17 protein-coding genes are annotated in these 20,633 nt (G+C 64.0%); 3 read left to right on the top strand and 14 right to left on the bottom strand.

The features are described 5' to 3' along the window. Positions 1–46: 46 nt before the first annotated feature. The 8 genes from QZT63_RS01055 to QZT63_RS01020 all read right to left on the bottom strand — a co-directional run bounded on the left by QZT63_RS01055 (position 47) and on the right by QZT63_RS01020 (position 7,737). On the bottom strand, positions 47–568 hold the full coding sequence (locus QZT63_RS01055) for a gamma-glutamylcyclotransferase family protein (RefSeq protein WP_290647826.1): 522 nt from the start codon (positions 566–568) through the stop codon (positions 47–49). Positions 569–731: 163 nt separating this feature from the next. Continuing rightward, positions 732–1,430 (bottom strand): ABC transporter ATP-binding protein, encoded by a 699-nt coding sequence (locus QZT63_RS01050; RefSeq protein ID WP_290647825.1) that lies wholly within the window; start codon positions 1,428–1,430, stop codon positions 732–734. Continuing rightward, the gene (locus QZT63_RS01045; RefSeq protein WP_290647824.1) at positions 1,430–2,185 is read right to left on the bottom strand and encodes an ABC transporter ATP-binding protein; all 756 of its coding nucleotides are present in this window, start codon (positions 2,183–2,185) and stop codon (positions 1,430–1,432) included. Before QZT63_RS01045 ends, QZT63_RS01050 begins: the two co-directional genes overlap by 1 nt. After that, complete coding sequence (locus QZT63_RS01040; RefSeq protein WP_290647823.1) at positions 2,182–3,462, bottom strand: branched-chain amino acid ABC transporter permease; 1,281 nt, start codon at positions 3,460–3,462, stop codon at positions 2,182–2,184. The genes QZT63_RS01045 and QZT63_RS01040 overlap by 4 nt, the downstream gene beginning before the upstream one ends. Next, entirely contained in the window at positions 3,459–4,409 is a 951-nt protein-coding gene (locus QZT63_RS01035) for a branched-chain amino acid ABC transporter permease (protein WP_290647822.1), read from the bottom strand. Before QZT63_RS01035 ends, QZT63_RS01040 begins: the two co-directional genes overlap by 4 nt. A gap of 96 nt (positions 4,410–4,505) precedes the next feature. Further along, a complete protein-coding gene (locus tag QZT63_RS01030; RefSeq protein ID WP_290647821.1) occupies positions 4,506–5,765 on the bottom strand; it encodes a branched-chain amino acid ABC transporter substrate-binding protein in 1,260 nt (419 codons plus the stop codon). A gap of 239 nt (positions 5,766–6,004) precedes the next feature. After that, positions 6,005–6,490 carry a DUF2147 domain-containing protein gene (locus QZT63_RS01025; protein ID WP_290647820.1) on the bottom strand — a complete coding sequence of 162 codons (486 nt, stop codon included), beginning with the start codon at positions 6,488–6,490 and terminating at the stop codon, positions 6,005–6,007. Continuing rightward, positions 6,487–7,737: a pyridoxal phosphate-dependent aminotransferase gene (locus QZT63_RS01020; protein WP_290647819.1), complete on the bottom strand. Its 1,251-nt coding sequence runs from the start codon at positions 7,735–7,737 to the stop codon at positions 6,487–6,489. Before QZT63_RS01020 ends, QZT63_RS01025 begins: the two co-directional genes overlap by 4 nt. Positions 7,738–7,867: 130 nt before the next feature. Here QZT63_RS01020 and QZT63_RS01015 point away from each other — a divergent pair, with 130 nt between their 5' ends. Continuing rightward, positions 7,868–9,661, top strand: coding sequence for an acyl-CoA dehydrogenase C-terminal domain-containing protein (locus QZT63_RS01015; RefSeq protein WP_290647818.1), 1,794 nt, complete (start codon positions 7,868–7,870; stop codon positions 9,659–9,661). 259 nt (positions 9,662–9,920) lie between these two features. Here QZT63_RS01015 and QZT63_RS01010 read toward each other — a convergent pair whose 3' ends face one another. From QZT63_RS01010 to gcvT, 5 genes are all read right to left on the bottom strand, one after another. Further along, a complete protein-coding gene (locus QZT63_RS01010; RefSeq protein ID WP_290647817.1) occupies positions 9,921–10,853 on the bottom strand; it encodes a carbohydrate kinase family protein in 933 nt (310 codons plus the stop codon). A 121-nt stretch (positions 10,854–10,974) separates the two neighbouring features. Next, a complete protein-coding gene (gene gcvPB / locus QZT63_RS01005) occupies positions 10,975–12,441 on the bottom strand; it encodes an aminomethyl-transferring glycine dehydrogenase subunit GcvPB (protein WP_290647816.1) in 1,467 nt (488 codons plus the stop codon). Between the two features lie 18 nt (positions 12,442–12,459). Further along, positions 12,460–13,827, bottom strand: a complete 1,368-nt coding sequence (gcvPA, locus tag QZT63_RS01000; protein ID WP_290647815.1) for an aminomethyl-transferring glycine dehydrogenase subunit GcvPA — start codon at positions 13,825–13,827, stop codon at positions 12,460–12,462. A gap of 33 nt (positions 13,828–13,860) precedes the next feature. Next, complete coding sequence (gene gcvH, locus QZT63_RS00995) at positions 13,861–14,259, bottom strand: glycine cleavage system protein GcvH (protein ID WP_290647814.1); 399 nt, start codon at positions 14,257–14,259, stop codon at positions 13,861–13,863. 46 nt (positions 14,260–14,305) lie between these two features. Beyond that, the gene (gene gcvT / locus QZT63_RS00990) at positions 14,306–15,394 is read right to left on the bottom strand and encodes a glycine cleavage system aminomethyltransferase GcvT (RefSeq protein ID WP_290647813.1); all 1,089 of its coding nucleotides are present in this window, start codon (positions 15,392–15,394) and stop codon (positions 14,306–14,308) included. A gap of 533 nt (positions 15,395–15,927) precedes the next feature. On the opposite strand from gcvT, the gene QZT63_RS00985 reads away from it, so the two are divergent. Then, entirely contained in the window at positions 15,928–17,607 is a 1,680-nt protein-coding gene (locus tag QZT63_RS00985; protein WP_290647848.1) for an iron ABC transporter permease, read from the top strand. Between the two features lie 36 nt (positions 17,608–17,643). Here QZT63_RS00985 and QZT63_RS00980 read toward each other — a convergent pair whose 3' ends face one another. Next, positions 17,644–18,822, bottom strand: coding sequence for an ABC transporter ATP-binding protein (locus tag QZT63_RS00980; protein ID WP_290647812.1), 1,179 nt, complete (start codon positions 18,820–18,822; stop codon positions 17,644–17,646). A gap of 177 nt (positions 18,823–18,999) precedes the next feature. On the opposite strand from QZT63_RS00980, the gene QZT63_RS00975 reads away from it, so the two are divergent. Continuing rightward, complete coding sequence (locus QZT63_RS00975) at positions 19,000–20,037, top strand: Fe(3+) ABC transporter substrate-binding protein (RefSeq protein WP_290647811.1); 1,038 nt, start codon at positions 19,000–19,002, stop codon at positions 20,035–20,037. Positions 20,038–20,633 lie beyond the last annotated feature (596 nt).

Below are 20,633 nucleotides of genomic sequence, written 5' to 3'. Positions count from 1 at the left end.
TACGGCAGATTGCCTAAGAACGTCGCCAAGCGACGTGAACTAGTTCTCAGTGTTGTGCGAGCTGCAGGAGTTTACGGTGGTGGGCAGCGCGTCGTGCATCCGGGTCGTCTATGGCCACCTCCCGCGCGATGGCGTGTATGTACGACTCCGGGAAACAATGCTGCCTGGCCCCTGCCAGGACGATATCACGATACCACCAAAACGGCCGCGCGCGATCATCGAGCGTCCCGGGTACCGCCACGTAACAAAAGACATCCACCCGGTCGCCCCCCATCTCAACGCGGCGGTTCTCGATCAGGTACCCACTCCCCAGGCTTTCGGCGCGGTCGAGCACCGGCTGCTCCTTCACCGGCAAGGAATAGACTACCCCCCAGACCCTGTCCCCACCGGCCTGCGTGGCGGCAATGTTGCATTTCGCGGACCCATCGCCGCGACTGACGTGGTTGAACGCCAGCCGGTGCCCCGGCAGGCACGCTGCGCCAAGACAGGCTGCCGAGGGCGTGCGCTCGCGCAGGCGCGCCGGGAGCATGTTGGAACCGTAGGCAAAGTAATAGCGCCAGCGGGACACTAGTGTCCTCTCCCGCAAATAACGTTACGATTGTCGCGGCCCTGACGGCCCCTGACGGCGTTGCGCCTCCTCGCCGTAGTCCCCGCTACGCCTCGTCGGCGCGCCTTGCCAGGAACCGTCAGGATCCACGCCAATTTTCGCAACGTCTTTACGGGACAGGACACTAGACTTCCAGCCACTCCTTGCGAACCTCCGGGGCATCATCCAGCTGCTGAGGCGTGCCGTCAAACACGATTCGCCCATCCCCCATGACGTACATGCGGTGGGAGATCTTGCGTGCGATGTTCAGTTTTTGTTCCACCAGGAGCACGGCAATCCCCTCGCTGGCGATTTCCTCGAGCAGATCGGCAATCTCGGCGACCACCCGCGGCGCCAACCCCTCGGTGGGCTCGTCCACCATGATGCACTTGGGGTTTCCCAGCAGCGTGCGCGCCATAGTGAGCATTTGCTGCTCGCCCCCCGAGAGTGCTTCGCCCGGTGTATCCCGGCGCTCCTCGAGGCGCGGGAAGCGCTGGAACACCTCCTTGTAACCCCAGCGGCTGGCTTGGCGGCCACGATTCTTTATGCCCAGCTCGAGATTCTCGCCAACCGTCAACCCGGGGAAGATGGCACGGTCCTCCGGCACATAGCCCAACCCCAGGCGGGCAATCTGGTGAGGAGCTTTACCGCCGATTTGTTGACCCTCCAGTTGCACCTTGCCCACGGGCGCCACCAGGCCCATAACGGCTTTGCACAGGGTCGATCGCCCAACACCGTTGCGCCCGACGAGGCTGACAATCTCACCGCCCCGAACTTCCATGGACACGCCACGCAGCACGTGCGACTTGCCGTAGTAGGCATGCAGATCGTGTGTTTTCAGCATCAATGCGCCTCCGTGCCGAGATAGGCTTCCTGCACGGCAGCGTTGGCGCGCACTGCCTCCGGGGTGTCGCTGGCGATGATCTCGCCGTAAACCAGCACCGAAATCCTATCAGCCAGATTGAAGACCACCCCCAAGTCGTGCTCCACGAGGACAAGCGTGCAGTCGGTGGTGATCTCGCGGATGAGCTCCACCATGTCGTCCGCCTCCGTACGGCTCATGCCTGCGGTAGGCTCGTCGAGCAGCAGCACCTGCGCGCCCGACGCAATGGTGGCGCCGATCTCCAAGGCCCGTTGCTCGGCATAGCTCAGCAGCGACGCGGGCACGTCACGCTTCTCACTAAGGTGGAGGCGCTCCAGGAGCTCTTCGGCGCGTTGTGTCACCCCCTGCTGCGACGTCACCCGTTTCCAGAACGCGTACTTGTGGCCCTGCGACCACAGCAGGGCACAGCGCAGGTTCTCCATGACCGTCATGTTCTGGAACAGATTGGTGACCTGGAAACTGCGACTCAGCCCCATGCGGTTAATCCGGTGGGGTGGCAGACCATCGATCTCGCGACCGAACAGCTGGATGGAACCGGAACTGGCCTGTAGCCGGCCGCTGATCAGGTGGAATAGCGTCGACTTGCCGGCCCCGTTCGGGCCAATCACGACATGCCGCTCGTTCTCGCGAATTTCCAGATCCACGCCACGGATGATCTCCGCGCGCCCGAAATTCTTGGTCACGCCCTTCAGCGCCAGTGCGGTGCGCGCGCTCATCGTCCACCTCCGCCCATAGCGCGGCGCAGCATGGGCCGGGCGTGCCCGACGTAGGCCGCCAGGCCGGCCACCGCCACCGTAAGCGCCACCGCCCAGGGCATGGGGCCGGTCACGGTCACCTCGAAGATGAACAGCGCCATGGGTTCGGCAGGATTCCAGTGCCGGAAATAGTGATACGCCATCTCGATGACCGCAACCACGCCAATGGCAGCCACGACCAGGGAGGCCACACCGTAAAGACGTGGGCCCAGGGACCCCCTCCAAGACCCCGCACGCCAGGCGAAGAACTGCTGTGTGAGCACGCCGAAGATGCCCTGGGGTGCGAACATGACCACGAGCACGAAGAGCAAGCCGAAGTAGAGCAGCCAGGCATCCGTGATGTCGCTCAGCTCGCCCTCCAGGAACACCACCAGGATGGCACCGAGCACCGGACCGAAGAAGGAGCCGATGCCGCCAATGTAGGCGCTGAGCAGCACGGTGCCGGACTGGATCATGCCCACGGTCTCGTCGGTGACGATCTCGTCCACCAGCACGTACAGCCCCCCGGCCAGCCCGGCGAAGGTGGCCGCCAGCGCGAACTGGAAGAAACGCACCATTTGCGGGCTGTAGCCAACGAACTGGGCCCGCTCCGGATTGTCACGCACGGCGTTGGCCATCCACCCCAGTGGTGTCTGGCGCAACAGGTACATGGCCACGGCAGCGAGCAAGGTCCAGACCATCACCAGGTAGTAAACGGCGATGCCGGGTCCGTAATCCACACCGAACAGGGACGACGGCACCGTGCGATTGCCGAACAGCCCGGCCTCACCGCCGAAGAATCCGGTGAAGATGTGGGCACTGGCGTGCACCATCTCACCGATGCCGAGCGAGATCATCGCAAAGACGACACCTGCGCGCCGGGTGGAAACGGAACCGAAGATGATGCCGAAGAACAGTCCGGCCAACGCACCGACCAGGGGGATGAGCTCGATGGGCAGACCGAACCCGGTCGCCTGGATGTAGCGCAGGACATGCATGGCCGTATAGGCACCAAGCCCGAAGTACACAGCATGGCCAAACGACAGCAACCCCGTATTACCCAGGAGCATGTTGTAAGACAGGGCAAAGACAATCATCACCCCCATGTGGCTCATGAGCGTGATTGCATAGCTGGAGGTGAATATGACGGGCATCACCACAACAACGCCAGCACCCAGCACCCAGGGCCAGAGTCGCTGAGCCCAGACTGCGGCCGACGCGTTAGGCCCGGCGGCAACGCGTTCTTGTGTCGTATTCATGTCTCACGCTTCCCCATCAGGCCACGCGGGCGGAAGATCAGCATCAACACCAGCAGGATGTAAGGCAGGATGGGTGCGAGCCGCGTGGAATCCATGTACCAGAGTGTGGCGAAGAAATGGTCGGGTGGCACGGCGTAGCCGAAGTAAGCCCCGAGCGCCGCCAGGGACCAGTCCACGGACAAGGCGAAGGTCTGCAGAACGCCGATGAGAATCGAGGCGATCAGGGCACCCTGGATCGAACCGAGCCCTCCCAGCACCACCACCACGAATACGATTGGGCCCATCATGAAAGCCATGCCCGGCTCGGTGACGAAATGGATACCGCCGATCACACCGCCAAGCGCCGCCAAGCCGGTGCCAAAGGCGAAAACCCACATAAAGGCTTGCGGAACATTGTGACCCAGCGCCGAGACAATGTCCGGCCGCGACAGGGAGCCCTGGATAATCAGGCCGGCGCGGGTCTTCTTGAGCAGCAGGTAGAGGCCAACGAACATGACCACGGCCACCACCAGCATGAACACGCGGAAGGCGGGATAGCTCGTGCCGAACAGCGTAAACAGTGGAAAGTTCAGCGCCTCGGGCATGCGGTAGTTCATGGGTATGTTGCCCCAGAACAGCCGCACCAGTTCCTCGATGACATATGCCAGGCCAAAGGTGAACAGGAGTTCCGGGACGTGCCCGTGCTGGTGCACACGGCGCAGCCCGTAGCGTTCCACCATCGCACCGAGCAGGGCCACCAGTACGGGCGCGAGGAACAAAGCGACCCAGAAGCCCGTGTACAGCCCCATGGTGTACGCGAAATAGGCGCCGAGCATGTAGAAGCTGGCGTGGGCGAAGTTAAGCACGCCCATCATGCCGAAGATCAGCGTCAGACCGCTCGAGAGCATGAACAGCAGCATGCCGTAGAGCAGGCCGTTCAACAGGGAAAACGCGATTACCTCAAGCATGAAAGCCCCCGGGGTGAGTCGGGTGCCGCAACCCCGGGCCGAGAGATCCCTGATAGCGCCTCGGCCCGGGTTACCCGCTCAAGTTAGACTGACCAATTACGGGCGCTCCATCTCGCAGGTGGTGGGCAGCATGGCGTCCTCGCTCGAGATTTTCGCCAGCGTCCGGAATCCAACTCCGGTGTTCTCCACGTCATACTCGACATCATCGTCCATGATGGAGAGGTAGAGGGGCTGCTGGAGCTGGTGGTCATCTTCACGCATGTGAACGGTGCCGGTGGGCGACTCGAACTCCATCCCCGCGAGCGCTGAGGCGACATCCTTCGGCTCCGTTGTGCCGGCTTCTTCGATGGCCGCCTTCAGCATGTACATCTGGTTGTAGATTCGGTGGTAGTACCAGTCGATGTCGGGGTAGCGTTCCTTGAAGGCGTCCACCCACTCGGCGTACTCGGGCTGATCCTCCTCCACGTTGACGTTGGCATGCCACTCGGTGATCTGCAGGACGCGGTCGACGCCCCGGTCGCCGATGGCGGCCGGCACACCGAGACCACCGCCGTAGTAGGTGTAGAAGTTCACGTCCAAGCCCGCACTGTCGGCCTCACGGACCAGCAACGCCAGGTCGCTGCCCCAGTTGCCCGTAATCACCGAATCGGCGCCGGAGCCGCGAATGCGCGAGACATAAGGGGCAAAGTCCCGGACCTGCCCGATGGGGTGGAGCGTCTTGCCGGCGATTTCGATATCCGGCCGCTTCTCGGCCAGCATCTCTTCGGCTGCCTGTTCGATCACGTGACCGTGGGAGTAGTCCTGGTTGAGCAGATAGACCTTTTGAACGTCGTCAAGGTCTGCCATGTAGGTGGTCAACGCCTCGATCTTCATGGTGCTCTCGGCGTCGAACCGGAAGTGCCAGAAGCTGCACCGCTCGTTGGTGAAGGCCGGATCCACGGCCGCGTAATTGAGGTAGAGCACGCGGTTGTCGGGGTTGCGGCGATTGTTGCGGTCGACCGCCTCGAGGATCGCGCCGGCGATGTTCGACCCGTTGCCCTGGGTGACGAACTGGATGCCGCGACCGGTGGCGCGCTGCACGTGCGAGGCTGACTCCGAGGGGCTTTGCTGGTTGTCGTACGGCACGATCTCCACCGCACGCCCAAGAATCCCGCCCTCGTCATTGATGCGCTCGGCGGCAAAGCGAAAATGGTTGAGCCCCGCATGACCGACGTCCGCGAAAGGCCCGGACAGGGGGTCGATGTAGCCGATGCGAATGGGCTCGTCGGCCTGTGTGGCGGTCAGTGGGGTCAGCGCCAGGGCGCCCGCGGCAACCATGCCGACGAGCGCCCCGCGCTTATGGTATAGGGTTCTCATGAGTGTCGTCCTCCAGGCGGCGGCTGCAAGAGCCGACGGTGCATGGTTGTGTTTTTATTCGGTGTTGCGGTTCCATCCGGGGTCTGCATGCTTCCTTGCATCGGGCAACGCCCGGGCTACTTCTTTGTATAGGCCGGTGTGATACGTTACGCAACCCTCCCACTACAAACGCTCCGGGGTCCCCCAACCCATACCGGGCAGGGTCACGGCGTCAAGCGAAGTACGCGCTGTCGAATCGCTCAATTCGCATTGAACGGTTCGACCGTGCGCCGGTCGTCTTCCCGGCTCCAGACGCTGGTCCGGCCGAAGGTCGGTATGCCGACATAGCCGCGTAGATCGAGGGATTCACCGTCCTCGGAGAGGTCCATGCGCGCGCGGTAGGTATTGCCGTTCTCGGGGTCGTAGATGCGACCGCCGCCCCAGCGCCGCTCGCGATCCGCGTCCGGTTCCATGCCCCAGACGATGCGCAACCCGAGGAGCTCGCGATCGCGCAGATCGGGATCGTCGTTGTTGACGTCCAGACGGGGCTCACCGTGCTCGTCATACGGCTCCTCGAGCCAGACGATGTGCCCGCATATGGCATCCGGATCGTCCTCGCAGGGCGCGAGCTCGATCTGCGCCGTCTCCCGCTCGGAGAGCCAGTAGCCCTCCACGTCTGCAGACGCTGCGCAGGCCCCTGCCAGCAACAGGCTGCAACACCCGAACACAACCGCCGATTGTCTCATACCCTGCCCTCCCGGCCCTTGGGTTGCTGCACCGCCTTGCGATACCGCTCGAGGAAACGTTCGATCTTCTCCAGCGCCTTCTCCAGGTCTTCCAAATGGGGGAGAAAGACCATGCGCAGATGATCCGGTGTCGGCCAGTTGAATGCTGTCCCCTCCACCAGCAGCAGGTGCTCCTGGCGCAGCAGATCCAGCACCACCTGCCGATCGTCGCGTATTGGGTACACGCTGGGATCCAGCCGCGGGAACAGGTATAGCGCCCCACGCGGCTCGACACAGGAGACGCCGGGGATGGCGTTGACCCGCTCCCAGGCCAATCGCCGCTGCTCATACAGGCGCCCGCCCGGGGCGACCAGGTCATTGATGCTCTGGTACCCCCCGAGCGCCGTCTGAATGGCAAACTGCGACGGCACGTTCGCACACAGGCGCATGGAGGCGAGAATACTCAAGCCCTCCACGTAATCCGCTGCGCGATCCTTACCGCCCGAGAGAAACATCCAGCCGGAACGAAAACCCGCGGCGCGATAACTCTTCGACAGGCCGCTGAAGGTGATACAGAACGTCTCCCCGGCAAGTCGCGCCAACGGGACATGCTCGACGCCATCGTAGAGAATCTTGTCGTAGATCTCGTCGGCGAACAGGACGAGATCATAGCGGCGGGCCATTTCCACGATCTGGCGCAGCGTCTCCTCACTATAGACGGCGCCCGTGGGGTTGTTGGGATTGATGACCACAATACCGCGGGTGCGATCCGTGATCTTCGCTTCCATGTCGGCCAGGTCCGGCTGCCAGTCATCGGCCTCGTTGCACAGATAGTGCACAGGGCGACCGCCAGAGACACTGACAGCGGCGGTCCACAACGGATAATCCGGCGCCGGAATGAGCAACTCGTCGCCGTTATTAAGCAGGGCCTGCATGGCCATGACAATAAGCTCGCTGACGCCGTTGCCCAGATAGATGTCTTCCAGTTCCACCTGGGTGATGTCACGCTGTTGGCAATGCTGCATGATTGCCTTGCGCGCCGAGAAAATGCCCTTGGCATCGGAGTAGCCCTGCGCGGCCGGCAGATTGCGGATGACGTCGTGCAGGATCTCGTCCGGGGCGTCCAGGCCGAACGCAGCCGGGTTTCCAATGTTCAGCTTCAGAATGCGGTGCCCCTCGTCCTCAAGACGCTTGGCTTCCTCCAGCACCGGGCCACGAATGTCGTAGCAGACGTCGGCGAGCTTATGGGACTTACGAATCAGGGACACGCCCGGCTCCTCGCAGCATGTAGAGTTAACGCGCTAGGGACTGGGAGTATAACGAGCGCGGGAATATCGAGGAACCGATGACCCTGCGGTTCCGTCCAATCGAAGCACCCAACATGGAGAAGCCAAGGCCATGACTGATTACAATGCGCCAACCCGCGACATGCAGTTCGTCATGCAGGAGCTGCTGGATCTAAATGCCATCAGCGAGCTGCCCGGTTTCGAGGAAGCCACGCCGGAGCTGGTGGATGCCGTGCTGGAGGAGGCCGCGAAGTTTGCCGGCGGTGTGCTCGCCCCATTGAACAAGCCCGGTGATGCGGCGGGCGTGCGTTGGGACGACGGCAGGATCACGACGCCAGACGGGTTCCCGGACGCTTATCAGCAGTACGTCGAGGCGGGCTGGAACGGCCTGCCCTGTCCCGAGGAATACGGCGGCCAGGGATTGCCCGAGTTCGTCGCCACCGCAACCCAGGAGATGTGGCAGGCGGCGAACATGAGTTTCGCCCTGGGCCCCATGCTCACCGCCGGCGCCATTGAAGCGCTGCACGCCCACGGCTCGGAGACGCAAAAGGAGACCTATCTGCACAAGCTCGTCAGCGGCGAGTGGAGCGGCACCATGAACCTCACTGAGCCGCAGGCCGGTTCCGACCTGGCCGCGGTGCGCTGCCGCGCCGCGCCCGAGGGTGACCACTACCTGGTGCAGGGTCAGAAGATCTACATCACCTGGGGAGAGCACGACTGTGCGGCCAACATCATTCACCTGGTGCTGGCGCGCACGCCGGACGCGCCCGAGGGGGTCAAGGGGATTTCGCTGTTTATCGTGCCCAAGTTTCTGCCCGATGCCGGCGGCAACCCCGGGGAGCCCAACGACCTACGCTGTGTAAACACCGAACACAAGATCGGCATCCACGCGAGCCCCACCTGCACCATGTCCTACGGCGACAACGGCGGGGCCGTGGGCTATCTCGTGGGTGAGGAAGGCAAGGGCCTGATGTACATGTTCACGATGATGAACGAGGCCCGCCACAAGGTGGGTGTCCAGGGCTTGTCCATCGCCGACCGCGCCTACCAGCAGGCCCGTTGGTACGCAGCCGAACGCATCCAGGGCATGCCGGCCGGCCACAGCGGCGCCGAGAAGGTCAATATCCTGCACCACCCGGACGTCAAGCGCATGATGCTCACCATGCGCGCACAGATCGAGGCCATGCGCGCGCTGTGCTACTCGGCGTCGTGGTCCATGGACATGAGCCGGCGCCACCCGGATGCCGACGAGCGGATCCGGCATCAGGCACGGGTCGATCTGCTCATCCCGATTGTCAAAGGCTGGTGTACCGAGGTGGGGCAGGAGCTGGCCAGCCTGGGCATCCAGGTGCAGGGCGGCATGGGCTACGTGGAAGAGACCGGTGCCGGCCAGCATTACCGTGACGCCCGGATTACCACGATCTACGAAGGCACAACCGGCATCCAGGCCAACGACCTCATCGGCCGCAAGACGTACCGCGATGGCGGCAAGGCCATGCACACCATGATCGCGGAAATGGAGGGACTGACCGCCGAGCTCAACGACAGCGCCGACTCGGGCATCCGCGCCCTCCATGAACCGCTGACCACTGGCATTCATGCCCTGCGGGAAGCGGCCCAGTATGTGGCAACAAACCACGGCGAACACCCCGCGGCGACAGCCGCCGGCGCTGTGCCCTACCTGATGATGGCGGGGTATGTGTGTGGCGGGGCGTTGATGGCGCGCTCCGCGCTGGTGGCGCGCCGAGCACTGGACAACGGCTCATCGGAGCAGGCGTTCTACGAGGCCAAACTGGTCACGGCCCGGTTCTACGCCCAACACATTCTGCCCAAAGCAGCGGCGCTGCTGCCGGCGGTGCTTGCGGGCGATGATGCCGTGGGCGCCATGCAGGTGGAATGGTTCTGAGCCGCTAGTGTCCTGTCCCGTAAATACGTTGCGAAAATTGGCGTGGATCCTGACGGTTCCTGGCAAGGCGCGCCGACGAGGCTTAGCGGGGACTACGGCGAGGAGGCGCAACGCCGCCAGGGGCCGTCAGGGCCGCGACAATCGTAACGTTATTTGCGGGACAGGACACTAGGCGGCGCATCGGGCGGGGCGGTTCAATTGACGGCGGATGACGGCTGCGCCTAATCCGCCGACGTGCCGCTCCGCGCCCGCACCGCACTCAGAAATCCGAGCCGAAGGCCTTGCGGTACAAGCCCCGGAACTGATCCAGGGTAAAGTGGTGGTTCTGAGTGCCAGCCCGAGCGATCTTGATGCTGCCCATGAGCGAGGCGATCTGACCGGTGGTTTTCCAGTCCAGGTTGTTGATGAGGCCATACAACAGCCCGGCACGGTAGGCGTCACCGCACCCGGTGGGGTCGAGGATATCCTCGGGTTCGACCGCGTCCACATGAACGGCCTCGCCGTCGACGAAGATATCGGAGCCCTGCGCGCCGCGCGTGACAATCAGGGCGTCCAGGCGCTTCGCCAGCTCTTCCATGCCCAGACCGGTGCGCTCCTGCACCATGCGCGACTCGTAATCGTTCACGGCCATGTAGGTGGCCTTGTTGACAAACTCCAGCAGCTCCGCCCCGTTGAACATGGGCAGCCCCTGGCCCGGGTCAAAGATGAACGGGATGCCGGCATCGGCGAACTGTTCGGCATGGGCGAGCATGCCGTCCCGGCCGTTCGGTGCCACAATGCCGATTTTTGCGTGCTCGTTGGTGGGAACGGCCACCTTGTGGGCCATATTCATGGCGCCGGGGTGGAATGCGGTGATCTGGTTATCGTCCAGGTCCGTGGTGATGTAGGCTTGGGCGCAGTACTGGTCGTCGAAGCGACGCACGTAGTCTTGCGGCACGCCCCAGTCCTTCATCCACTGACTATAGCTGCCGAAATCCTTGCCCACGGTCGCGAGCGGCAGGCCGCGCTCGTTGAGAAGCCCCAGATTGTAGGCAATGTTGCCGGCGCAGCCGCCGTATTCCCGTCGCAACTCATCCACGAGAAAGGCCACGTTGAGGATGTGCACCTGCTCGGGCAGCACGTGGTTCTTGAACCGGTCCCTAAAGACCATGATGGTGTCAAAGGCAATGGATCCGCTAATCAGTGCGGTCATGGATACTCTCCAGTATTGCTTCCGAAACTATTGCGCCTGTCTAATGGCACGCCGCCTTCGCCCCTCGGAGCGATCCAAGGGCGAGGCGCGGCAGCGCAGATGCGAGAAGGCGGGATTGGGCTCAGTCGGCCTCTCCCTGCCATTTCAGGTCAAGCTCTTTGGCAGCCTTGACTTCGTCCAGGCGCCGGACCGGCATGTTATAGGGGGCGCCCTTGACGAAGTCCCTGTCCTGCCGGGCTTCGTCCCGGATGGCAACCATGGCCTGCACAAAGCCGTCCAGATCGTCCCGCGTCTCCGTCTCCGTGGGCTCGATCAGCAGACACTCGGGCACGAGCAGTGGAAAATAGGCGGTTGGGGCATGGTATCCGTAATCCAGCAGGCGCTTGGCAAAATCCCCGGCGGTGACCCCCAACTCCTTGGCCTCGGGCTTGAGGCTGACGATGAACTCGTGGCTGGCCCGCCGCTGCGGTAGCCAGACCTGGAACCCTTCATCGCGCAGGCGGCTCATGAGGTAGTTGGCATTGAGTGTGGCGAACTCCGCCACCCGGATCATGCCGTCCCTGCCAAGCATCCGCGCATACACGTACGCGCGCAGCAGCACGCCGGCGTTGCCGCCAAACGCGGACAACCGCCCAATGGTCTCCGGAATCTCCTTGTCCGTGCGCCAGTGGAAGCGCTCGCCGGTCTTGCCCACCTGGGGGATGGGCATGTACGCCAGCAACCGCTCACCCACCCCCAGGGCGCCGGCGCCGGGGCCGCCACCGCCGTGGGGCGTGGAGAAGGTCTTGTGCAAATTGATGTGGATGACATCGAAACCCATGTCACCGGGCCGGGCCTTGCCCAGAATGGCGTTCAAGTTGGCGCCATCGTAATAAAGCAGCCCGCCGGCCTCGTGCACCACGGTGGCGATCTCCTGGATGCGCCGCTCGAACACGCCTATGGTGGAGGGGTTGGTGAGCATGATGCCGGCGGTTTGCGGGCCCACTGCCTCGCGCAAGGCCTGCATATCCACATCGCCCTCAGCGTCTGTGGGAATCTCCCGCACCTGGTAGCCGCACATCACCGCTGTGGCCGGATTGGTGCCGTGGGCGGCATCGGGAACAATGATCTCGGTGCGAGCGTCATCGCCGCGGGCATCGTGGTAGGCACGAATCATGGCCACGCCGGCGAACTCGCCCTGGGCACCCGCCATGGGGGCGAGCGACACGGACTCCATCCCCGTCACCTCGGCGAGCATCTCCTGGAGCTCCCACATGCAGGCCATAAACCCCTGACCGGTGCTATCCGGCGCATGGGGATGGCGATCGAGCAAGCCCGGCAGCATGGCCAAGCTGTTACAGGCCCGCGGATTGTACTTCATGGTGCACGAACCCAGCGGGTAGAAGTTGGTATCAATGGAGAAGTTCTTCTGCGACAGCCGCGTATAGTGCCGCACCACCTGCAATTCCGAGACTTCCGGCATGACGGCGCGCTGCCGACGCCGGAACTGCGCCGGGATGTCGGCGAGATCGGCGCGTTCCGCCGGCGCCTGGGCACGGGCATAACGCCCGGTGCGACCAAGATCGAATATCAGTGCTTCCTGACTCACGCTGGCACCTCCTGTTGATCAGGCGGCCCGGGCCAGCGCATGGCCCAAGGCCTCCTCAAAGCGATCCATGTCCGCCTCGGTGACGGTCTCGGTGGCGCACACCAGCAGCGCGTTACTCAGGCGTTTGTCGTGGCGCCCCAACGGATAGCCGGCAAGCACGCCCTGGCTGGCGAGCTGCTGGCATAACGGCTCCGTCGGCCGATCCAGCTCCAGCACCCGCTCGTGGAAATACGGCCCTTCGAACCGCAGGCTCACGCCCTTGAGGTCGGTGAGCCGTTCGGTCAGCTGCCGGGTGTTGGCATGGCAATGACCCGCCACCCGTTCCAGGCCCTCAGCGCCGAGCAGAGCGAGGTACATGGTCGCCGCAGTGACCATCAGGCCCTGGTTAGTGCAGATGTTCGAGGTCGCCTTGGAGCGCCGAATATGCTGCTCCCGGGCCTGCAGCGTCAGCGTGTAGCCCGTGCGCCCTTCCAGATCCACGGTGCGGCCAACGATCCGTCCGGGCATCTGCCGCACAAACGCGCGGCGACAGCACATGAAGCCGAAATAGGGCCCACCGGAGGACAACGGAATGCCCAGCGGTTGGCCTTCGCCACACGCGATGTCGGCGCCATTCGCCCCCCATTCGCCGGGCGGCGTGAGCACAGCCATGGCGGTGGGGTTGACCACGGCGATGACCAACGCGCCGTTACGCTGCGCCCAGTCGGTGAGCGCCTGAGCCTCTTCCAGGCGACCGAACCAGTTGGGCTGCTGAATCACGAGGGCGGCAACATCCTCACCGTCCCACTGTTTCAGCGTCGCCACGTCCAGCGCGCCGGTGGAGGCATTGCTGGTCACCGTTTCCAGCTCAATACCCTGGTTGCCGACAATGGTCCGCGTGACATCACGGTACAGCGGGTTAACCGTATCCGGCACCAAAATGCGGCCGGACTTGGACTTGCGGTTCGCGCGCACCGCCATGAGTACGGATTCGGCCAGTGCCGAGGCCCCGTCATACAACGAGGCATTGGACACATCCATACTCATCAAGCCCGCCATCATGCTCTGGTATTCGTAGATGAGCTGAAGCGTGCCCTGGCTAGCCTCGGCCTGGTAGGGCGTATACGCGCTGTAGTACTCCCCCCGGGTGGCGATTTCCCACACTGCGGCAGGCACATGGTGGCGATAGGCACCAGCCCCGAGGAAGCAGGGTCCAAGTATGTCGCCGGTTGCGCGGGCGTTCATCACCCGGCTGATTTCCATCTCCGTGACGCCCGCGGGGATGCCCGGCAGGCCAGGATCGCGGAGGTCTGCGGGGATTTCGTCGAACAGTGCGTTGATACTGTCGACACCAATACCCGCCAGCATCTGGCGGATGTCTTCGTCGGTATGTGGAATGAACGGCATGGTATTACCCGACTCCCGTTGCGAAAACAGGCCTCATCCGTCGTCTTCTTCGGTGATGAGGTGCTCGTAATCGTCGGCGTCCATGAGTTCGTCCAGGGCGTGCGGATCATCCAGGCGAATGCGCATGATCCAGCCCTCGCCATAAGGGTCCGTATTGACCAGTTCTGGGGCGTCCTGCAGCTGGCTATTGGCATCGATGATGGCACCGGGGACCGGCGCGTAGACGTCGGAGGCCGCCTTGACCGACTCGACCACGGCAACGGCCTCCCCGGCCTCCACCGTGCGACCGATCTCAGGGGTCTCCACAAACACCAGATCGCCGAGGGACTCCTGGGCATGATCACTGATGCCCACTGTGACCGTGCCGTCGTCTTCCTCTCGGACCCACTCGTGCGTGGATGCGTACTTCACATCACTGGGTACGTTACTCATCGGTTTGTGTCCCTTATGGTTACCGACCCAATCGTTGCCGGGTCGTTCAATCGACTAGAGCGTGACCGTTGCGCACGAACGGCGGCTTAACCAGGCGGACCGGTAGCGCACGGCCGCGGATGTCCACAGTCCAGGGACCGTCGTCGTCGGCGGGAATGCGTGCCAGGCCGATGGAGCGGCCCAGAACTGGCGAAAACCCGCCCGAGGTGACCTCGCCCTCGCCCCCGAGATCGGACTGCAGGGCTTGGCCGTGGCGCAATACGCCGCGCGCATCCAGCACCAGCCCCATCAGCCGCCGCACGACACCCCGGGCGCGCTGGGATTCCAACGCCACGCGACCAATGAAATCTCGGTCCTCGGGTTTCCAGGCCACGGTCCAGCCCAGTGCCGACTCGAGCGGCGTCGTGGTGGTATCCATATCCTGGCCATACAAGCAAAGCCCCGCCTCCAGACGCAGGCTGTCCCGGGCACCCAGGCCACAGGGCACCGCGCCGGCGGCTGTCAGATGGTCCCAGAGATCGAGCGCGGAACGCCCGGGGAGAATGATTTCGAAGCCGTCCTCGCCCGTGTAGCCCGTACGGGCAATGAGCCAGTCGCCTGTTTCCACGACGCGAAAGGGTTTGATTCCGGCAAGTCGGCTCTCGAGGCGCGCATCCACCGCCTTGCCAAGGCACGCCTGCGCCTTGGGGCCCTGTACGGCGATCACCGCGGCGTCCGCGCGCAGGCGGATGCGAACGTCGTAGCCCGCCGTATGCTGCTTCAGCCAGGTTAGGTCCTCCGCCCGGCGGGCCGCATTGACAACGGTGCGATAACGCCCCTCGGAGAGATAATAGACGATCAGGTCATCGATAATTCCGGCCTGATCGTTCAGCATACAGCTGTAGAAGGCCTGCCCCGGCGCCTTCAATCGCCCAGCATCATTGGCGAGAACGCGGCGGAGAAAGTTCCGGGCTCCCGGACCGGTCACATCCACAACGCCCATGTGCGAGACGTCGAACACCCCGGCGGCGCCGCGGACCTGTTCGTGCTCCTTGATCTGGGAGCCATAATTCAAGGGCATTTCCCAGCCGGCGAAATCCACGAGCTTGGCTCCAGCGGCCTGGTGCCGGTCATACAACGGTGTGCGCTGCAGCATAATGGCGCAAAACCCTCCCGATTACATGACGCACCTGCCCGCAGCGGGGCGCACAAAACCGGGGCTCCACCACAGGCAGAAAATGGCGCTGAACCGTGGGTGGAACGGGCCTCCACGTCGCACCAACCATTCCGAAATCGAAAAGCTTAGCCCGCAAGGGTATTCCGGCTGGACACGAGTAGCAACCGCCGCCCACCGTCGAACAGGGACAGCCACGCTTCGCCAAGCGGAACTTTTATGACCACGATCCCGCGCGCACAACGCGCTAACTCTTGCTTTGAACACATAGTCATACAACGGCTTTTCGAGCACATATCAGCGCACGCAAGCCGGGCCCGCACCAGGGTTCACCGCCGATAAGGAAATCGATGTTGTCCGGCTCCGACAACGCGTCCCCCGCCACCGATGGCGGCAAGCGCTGGATGCACAGCCAAGCGTGAACCGTTATCATTTGCATTTACGATGCGCAGGCGCGGGATCAGCGCTCCCAGCGCCACGCGCAGCACGCCCACAGGAGGTTGCCGTTGCCCTCGATGGCCAGCGTCCGGCTCCCGTCTCTGCCACGGGGATTTCTCCCGCGCCTGGACGCGTGGAAGGTACTCACCCTCGGTATCGCCGCCATGGTGGCACTGCCGGTGGTGGTGGTCCTCGCCCATGTCGTCATGCCCACCGACGGGGTATGGGAGCACCTGTCCAGCACTGTGCTCACGCGCTACGTGGGCAACACGCTGTTCCTGCTGGTGGCCGTTGGTCTCGGCACCCTGGTGATCGGTGCTGGAACCGCCTGGCTGGTGGTGATGTGCCGCTTCCCCGGACAGCGGATCTTTGAATGGGCGCTACTGTTGCCGCTGGCGGTGCCCACCTACGTCATCGCCTATGCCTATACGGATTTCCTGCAGTTCGCCGGCCCGGTACAGACGTGGCTGCGCGAGGTCTTCGAATGGACCCGGCACGACTACTACTTCCCCAATATCCGCTCCCTGGGCGGCGCCGCCACGCTGATGACCTTTGTTCTGTATCCCTACGTCTATCTGCTGGCCCGGGCTGCCTTTCTCGAGCAATCCGTGTGCGTGCTCGACGTGGGACGCACCCTGGGGCGCGGGCCGTGGCGACTGTTCTCCGGCGTCGCCCTGCCGCTGGCCCGTCCGGCGCTGGCCGGTGGAGTTGCGCTGGCGCTCATGGAGACGTTGAACGACTTCGGCGCGGTGCAATTCTTCGGTGTGGACACCTTTACCACCGGGATTTACCGCACCTGGTTCGGGCTGGGTGAGCCGGTGGCCGCCGCGCAGCTGGCGGCGTTCATGATGGCCTTCGTACTACTCCTTGTGCTGCTGGAGCGTTGGTCGCGCGGGCGCAGCCGCTACTTCCACACCTCCAGCCGCTACCAGGCCCTGCCGGAGTACCAACTTCAGGGCTGGCGCGCCGCCGGGGGCGTGTTCGCCTGCGGGCTGCCGGTGCTGATCGGGTTTCTGCTGCCAGCCGGCCTCCTCACCAACTTGAGCATCCGGCAGGGCGATGCCCTGCTGGGCTCACGCTTCCTGGAATTCGCCACCAACAGCCTGACCCTGGCGGCGACCGCCGCCGTCATTGCCGTTGTGCTATCGGTGCTGCTGAGCTATGGGGTCCGGCTCAATCCCGGCCCGGTGACCCGGGGTGCGGCGCGCATTGCCGCCATGGGTTACGCCATCCCCGGAGCCGTGATCGCCGTCGGCGTGCTGATTCCGCTGGGCTGGATGGACAGTCAGCTCAACGCATTTTTCAACGAGCGCTTCGACGTCCACCTGGGCCTGCTCTTGTCAGGCTCGATGTTCATCCTGGTATACGCCTACGTGGCACGCTTCCTCGCGGTATCGTTCAACACCGTGGAGGCGAGTCTGGGCAAGGTGACGCCGACCATGGATGCCGCATCCCGGACCCTCGGCAAGACAGCCGGCGGAACATTGCGCCGGGTACACACGCCGATCATGCGCAGCAGTCTGTTGGCAGCAGGAATTCTGGTGTTCGTGGACGCAATGAAGGAACTGCCGGCCACCATCATCCTGCGGCCATTCGACTTCGAGACGCTGGCGGTGCGCGCCCACAACCTGGCCTCCGACGAGCGCCTGGCCCAGGCATCCACGTCGTCCCTGGCGATTGTGGTGGTGGGGGTCATCCCGGTCATCCTGCTCAGCCTGGCGATGCGACGGGCTCGTCCAGGCAGCGGTAAGCAGTGAACTAGTGTCCTGTAACCGAAATTCGGTTACAGGACACTAGCGCCAGCCTTCGGCGCGCATGGGCGGCGCGTCGGCCCATGCCGGTGCGGTACCACCATCCACCCCGTCGAGCGGAAAAACAAAGGCCTGGGAGGGATCCAGATGGACCTCCACCGGCTGATTTGCGGTTGGCAGAAAGACACCGGGCATACGCGCATGCAGGTGGGTCTCGCCCCCCCGACCGTCGTGAACACACAAATGCACCAGGCTGCTTGCGCCCAGTAGCTTCGCCATGACTACGTGACTGCGGCTGTGGCGGTCGTCCGGCTCTCCCTGGACCGCAACGTGCAGCGCTTCCGGGCGAATCATCACCCGCACCGGCACACCGTCTGCAAGCCCAGGGGCATCGACGTGGCCCATCGGCGTCTCCACAACACCGCCGCGGACTTCGCCGCGATATTCGTTGACGTCGCCGAAGAAAGCGACCACGAACGGATCCTGGGGTTGGCAGTAGAGTTCCATGGGCGTGCCCATCTGGACAATGCGGCCGTCGCGCATCAGGGCGATGCGGTCAGCCATAAAGAGGGCTTCCTCCGGGTCATGGGTGACCAGCAGGGTGCCTGTGCCGCTGTCCTTGAGCACATGGAGGGTGTCGTCACGAATCTGGTTGCGCAGCCGCGCATCCAGGCTCGAAAACGGTTCGTCCAGGAGCATGAGTCGCGGCGCTGGAGCCAGCGCACGCGCCAGCGCCACGCGCTGTTGCTGTCCCCCTGAGAGGGTGTGGGGGAAGCTGTCGGCAAACTGCGCGATGCGGAGCTGCTTCAGCAGCGCAAACACCCGCTCGCGACGCGCCCGACCGGAACGTTCGCTGAGCCCAAAACCGATATTGTCCGCCACCGACAGATGCGGAAACAGGGCCGAGTCCTGGAACACGAGCCCGACATTCCGCCGCTCCGGCGGCACTGGATGACGTCCGGGGGCGGCGACGGTCTGACCGTCGATCGCGACCTCACCCTCCTGGAGCGTCTCAAGGCCGGCAGCGATGCGCAGCAGTGTGGTCTTGCCGCAGCCCGACGGCCCCAGCAGGCAGACCACCTCGTGCGGACACACAGTGAGGTCCACGCCAGCAACCGCCGATTGCGCTCCGAATGCCCGGGAGACGCCTTCGACCGCAAGGACCGGGGCGCCTTCAGGGCCGGAGTGAAACGCAGGTGTGGTGCTCGACATGGCGGCCATGGGCAACCCGCCTTTTTCCAAGAATGACGGGGAGATGGTATGCAAATGCGAATCATTTGTAAATGCATAAAGGGAGCGGGGACACGCCCCGGCCTTGACAGGGGCGTGCCGCGCGGTGTGCACTACAGCTAATGCGAATGCGAACCGTTCCTATTTACCAAACAGCGGGGAGTGCCAATGCTAAGCGCCACTATCCGACACGCCCTTGCTGGGGCGCTGTGCGTCGCCCTGGCTGCGACCGCATTTGCCAACCCGGTGCTCGCCGACGAGGTCACCATCTATTCGGCGCGCCACTACGACGAGGATCGCGTCCTGTACGACGCCTTCACGGAGCATACGGGCATCGACGTGCGGGTGCTCGAAGCCGACTCCGATCAGCTCATGCAGCGCATCCGACGCGAGGGCGCCGCCAGCCCCGCGGATGTGCTGATCACCGTCGATGCGGGTCGCCTGTGGCGCGCGGCACAGGACGGGCTATTGCAGCGAGTGCAGTCGGATGTCCTGGACGAGCGCCTGCCGGAGGCCATGCGGCACCCGGAAGGCCTATGGTTCGGTTTCAGCCAGCGTATGCGGCTGATCTTTTACAACCCTGACGCCATTGACCCGAATGAGCTTACCCGCTATGAGGATCTGGCCGAGCCGCGCTTTGCCGACCGTCTCTGCATACGCTCCTCCAACAACATCTATAACCAGTCGCTGCTGGCCTCCATGATCGCGGTTCATGGCGAGGAGCAAGCCGAGGCCTGGGCCCAGGGCGTGGTGGACAACCTGGCCCGCCCGCCACAGGGCGGGGACACGGATCAGATCCGGGGCGTGGGTGCGGGGGAATGCGAAATCGGTGTCGCCAATCATTACTACTACATCCGCATGCTGAACTCCGATGACGACCATGACCGGGAGCTTGCGGAGCGCGTGGACATCCTCTTCCCCAACCAGGCCGACCGTGGTGTGCACGTCAACATCGGTGGAGCCGGTGTTGTCAGGGGTGCGCCCAACACGGACAACGCCGTGCGCTTTCTGGAGTTCCTTGCCTCCGACGACGCGCAGGAGATTTTCGCCGCCGGCAACCATGAGTTCCCCGTGGTCGAGGGCGTTAGCAAGGACGAGGTGTTGGAGTCGTGGGGGCCTATCAAGCAGGACTCCCTGAATGTCAGCGAGCTCGGGGAGAACAACCCGGCCGCTGTGCGCATTTTCGACCGCGTCGGCTGGCGCTGAGACGGCGTCACCCGAAATACCGCTACAACCTGCCCCCTGGAGCGGCACCCGGTCCTTGTGCAGACCATGTGCGGGTGCTACATGTCCCGGAGGCACCGCGCAAAACCACACCCATAACGGCACGCAAGCCATGGGCGTATGCGAGCACTGGGTATGGCTCTCGCTGAGGAGCCATCCTCACAGGCGCGGCGGCCATGGGCTGGATCGGCGGGGCCGCATGGCCCCTGGAGTTGCCGGCACCCCGCTGCTTTCGGCCCGATCGTTATCCTGTCACTGTCCTGGAACCGGATAGACTGACCGGCGAGAGCGCCGGCGCCGAGACGGCGCGTGTCTGGGACCGCCGCCTCCCGGGCGGCGCGGCGGGCATGTTTGCTCACGCACACCAGATGATCCAGCACGACTCTGGGCCGTGTGATAACCAACCTGAAGGATGGCCGTGAGTGTCCTGTAACCGAAATTCGTTATCTTTTGCTTGTCGGTGCGCCTTCGAGGCTAGGCGCCGGGCCGAAGGCGTAGCGGCCCCTACGGCGAGGACCGGCAACACCGCCTCGGAGGCGCACCGGCAAGCCCTCCGGGAGCGCCTGTCCGGCCGCGCA

It is taken from the genome of Aquisalimonas sp. (assembly GCF_007120195.1).
Taxonomy (GTDB): Bacteria; Pseudomonadota; Gammaproteobacteria; order Nitrococcales; family Aquisalimonadaceae; genus Aquisalimonas.
The sequence above is the reverse complement of the archived record's forward strand: the minus strand, read 5'-3'. Positions and strand labels throughout refer to the sequence as shown.

Bases quoted from the DNA above. Each gene is read 5' to 3' on its own strand.
- QZT63_RS01025 (WP_290647820.1), bottom strand. From the start codon at position 6,490: ATGAGACAATCGGCGGTTGTGTTCGGGTGTTGCAGCCTGTTGCTGGCA.
- QZT63_RS00975 (WP_290647811.1), top strand. From the start codon at position 19,000: ATGCTAAGCGCCACTATCCGACACGCCCTTGCTGGGGCGCTGTGCGTC.
- QZT63_RS01050 (WP_290647825.1), bottom strand. From the start codon at position 1,430: ATGCTGAAAACACACGATCTGCATGCCTACTACGGCAAGTCGCACGTG.
- gcvPA (WP_290647815.1), bottom strand. From the start codon at position 13,827: ATGCCGTTCATTCCACATACCGACGAAGACATCCGCCAGATGCTGGCG.
- gcvH (WP_290647814.1), bottom strand. From the start codon at position 14,259: ATGAGTAACGTACCCAGTGATGTGAAGTACGCATCCACGCACGAGTGG.
- QZT63_RS00980 (WP_290647812.1), bottom strand. From the start codon at position 18,822: ATGGCCGCCATGTCGAGCACCACACCTGCGTTTCACTCCGGCCCTGAA.
- QZT63_RS01045 (WP_290647824.1), bottom strand. From the start codon at position 2,185: ATGAGCGCGCGCACCGCACTGGCGCTGAAGGGCGTGACCAAGAATTTC.
- QZT63_RS01040 (WP_290647823.1), bottom strand. From the start codon at position 3,462: ATGAATACGACACAAGAACGCGTTGCCGCCGGGCCTAACGCGTCGGCC.
- QZT63_RS01030 (WP_290647821.1), bottom strand. From the start codon at position 5,765: ATGAGAACCCTATACCATAAGCGCGGGGCGCTCGTCGGCATGGTTGCC.
- gcvT (WP_290647813.1), bottom strand. From the start codon at position 15,394: ATGCTGCAGCGCACACCGTTGTATGACCGGCACCAGGCCGCTGGAGCC.
- QZT63_RS00985 (WP_290647848.1), top strand. From the start codon at position 15,928: ATGGCCAGCGTCCGGCTCCCGTCTCTGCCACGGGGATTTCTCCCGCGC.
- QZT63_RS01015 (WP_290647818.1), top strand. From the start codon at position 7,868: ATGACTGATTACAATGCGCCAACCCGCGACATGCAGTTCGTCATGCAG.
- QZT63_RS01010 (WP_290647817.1), bottom strand. From the start codon at position 10,853: ATGACCGCACTGATTAGCGGATCCATTGCCTTTGACACCATCATGGTC.
- QZT63_RS01035 (WP_290647822.1), bottom strand. From the start codon at position 4,409: ATGCTTGAGGTAATCGCGTTTTCCCTGTTGAACGGCCTGCTCTACGGC.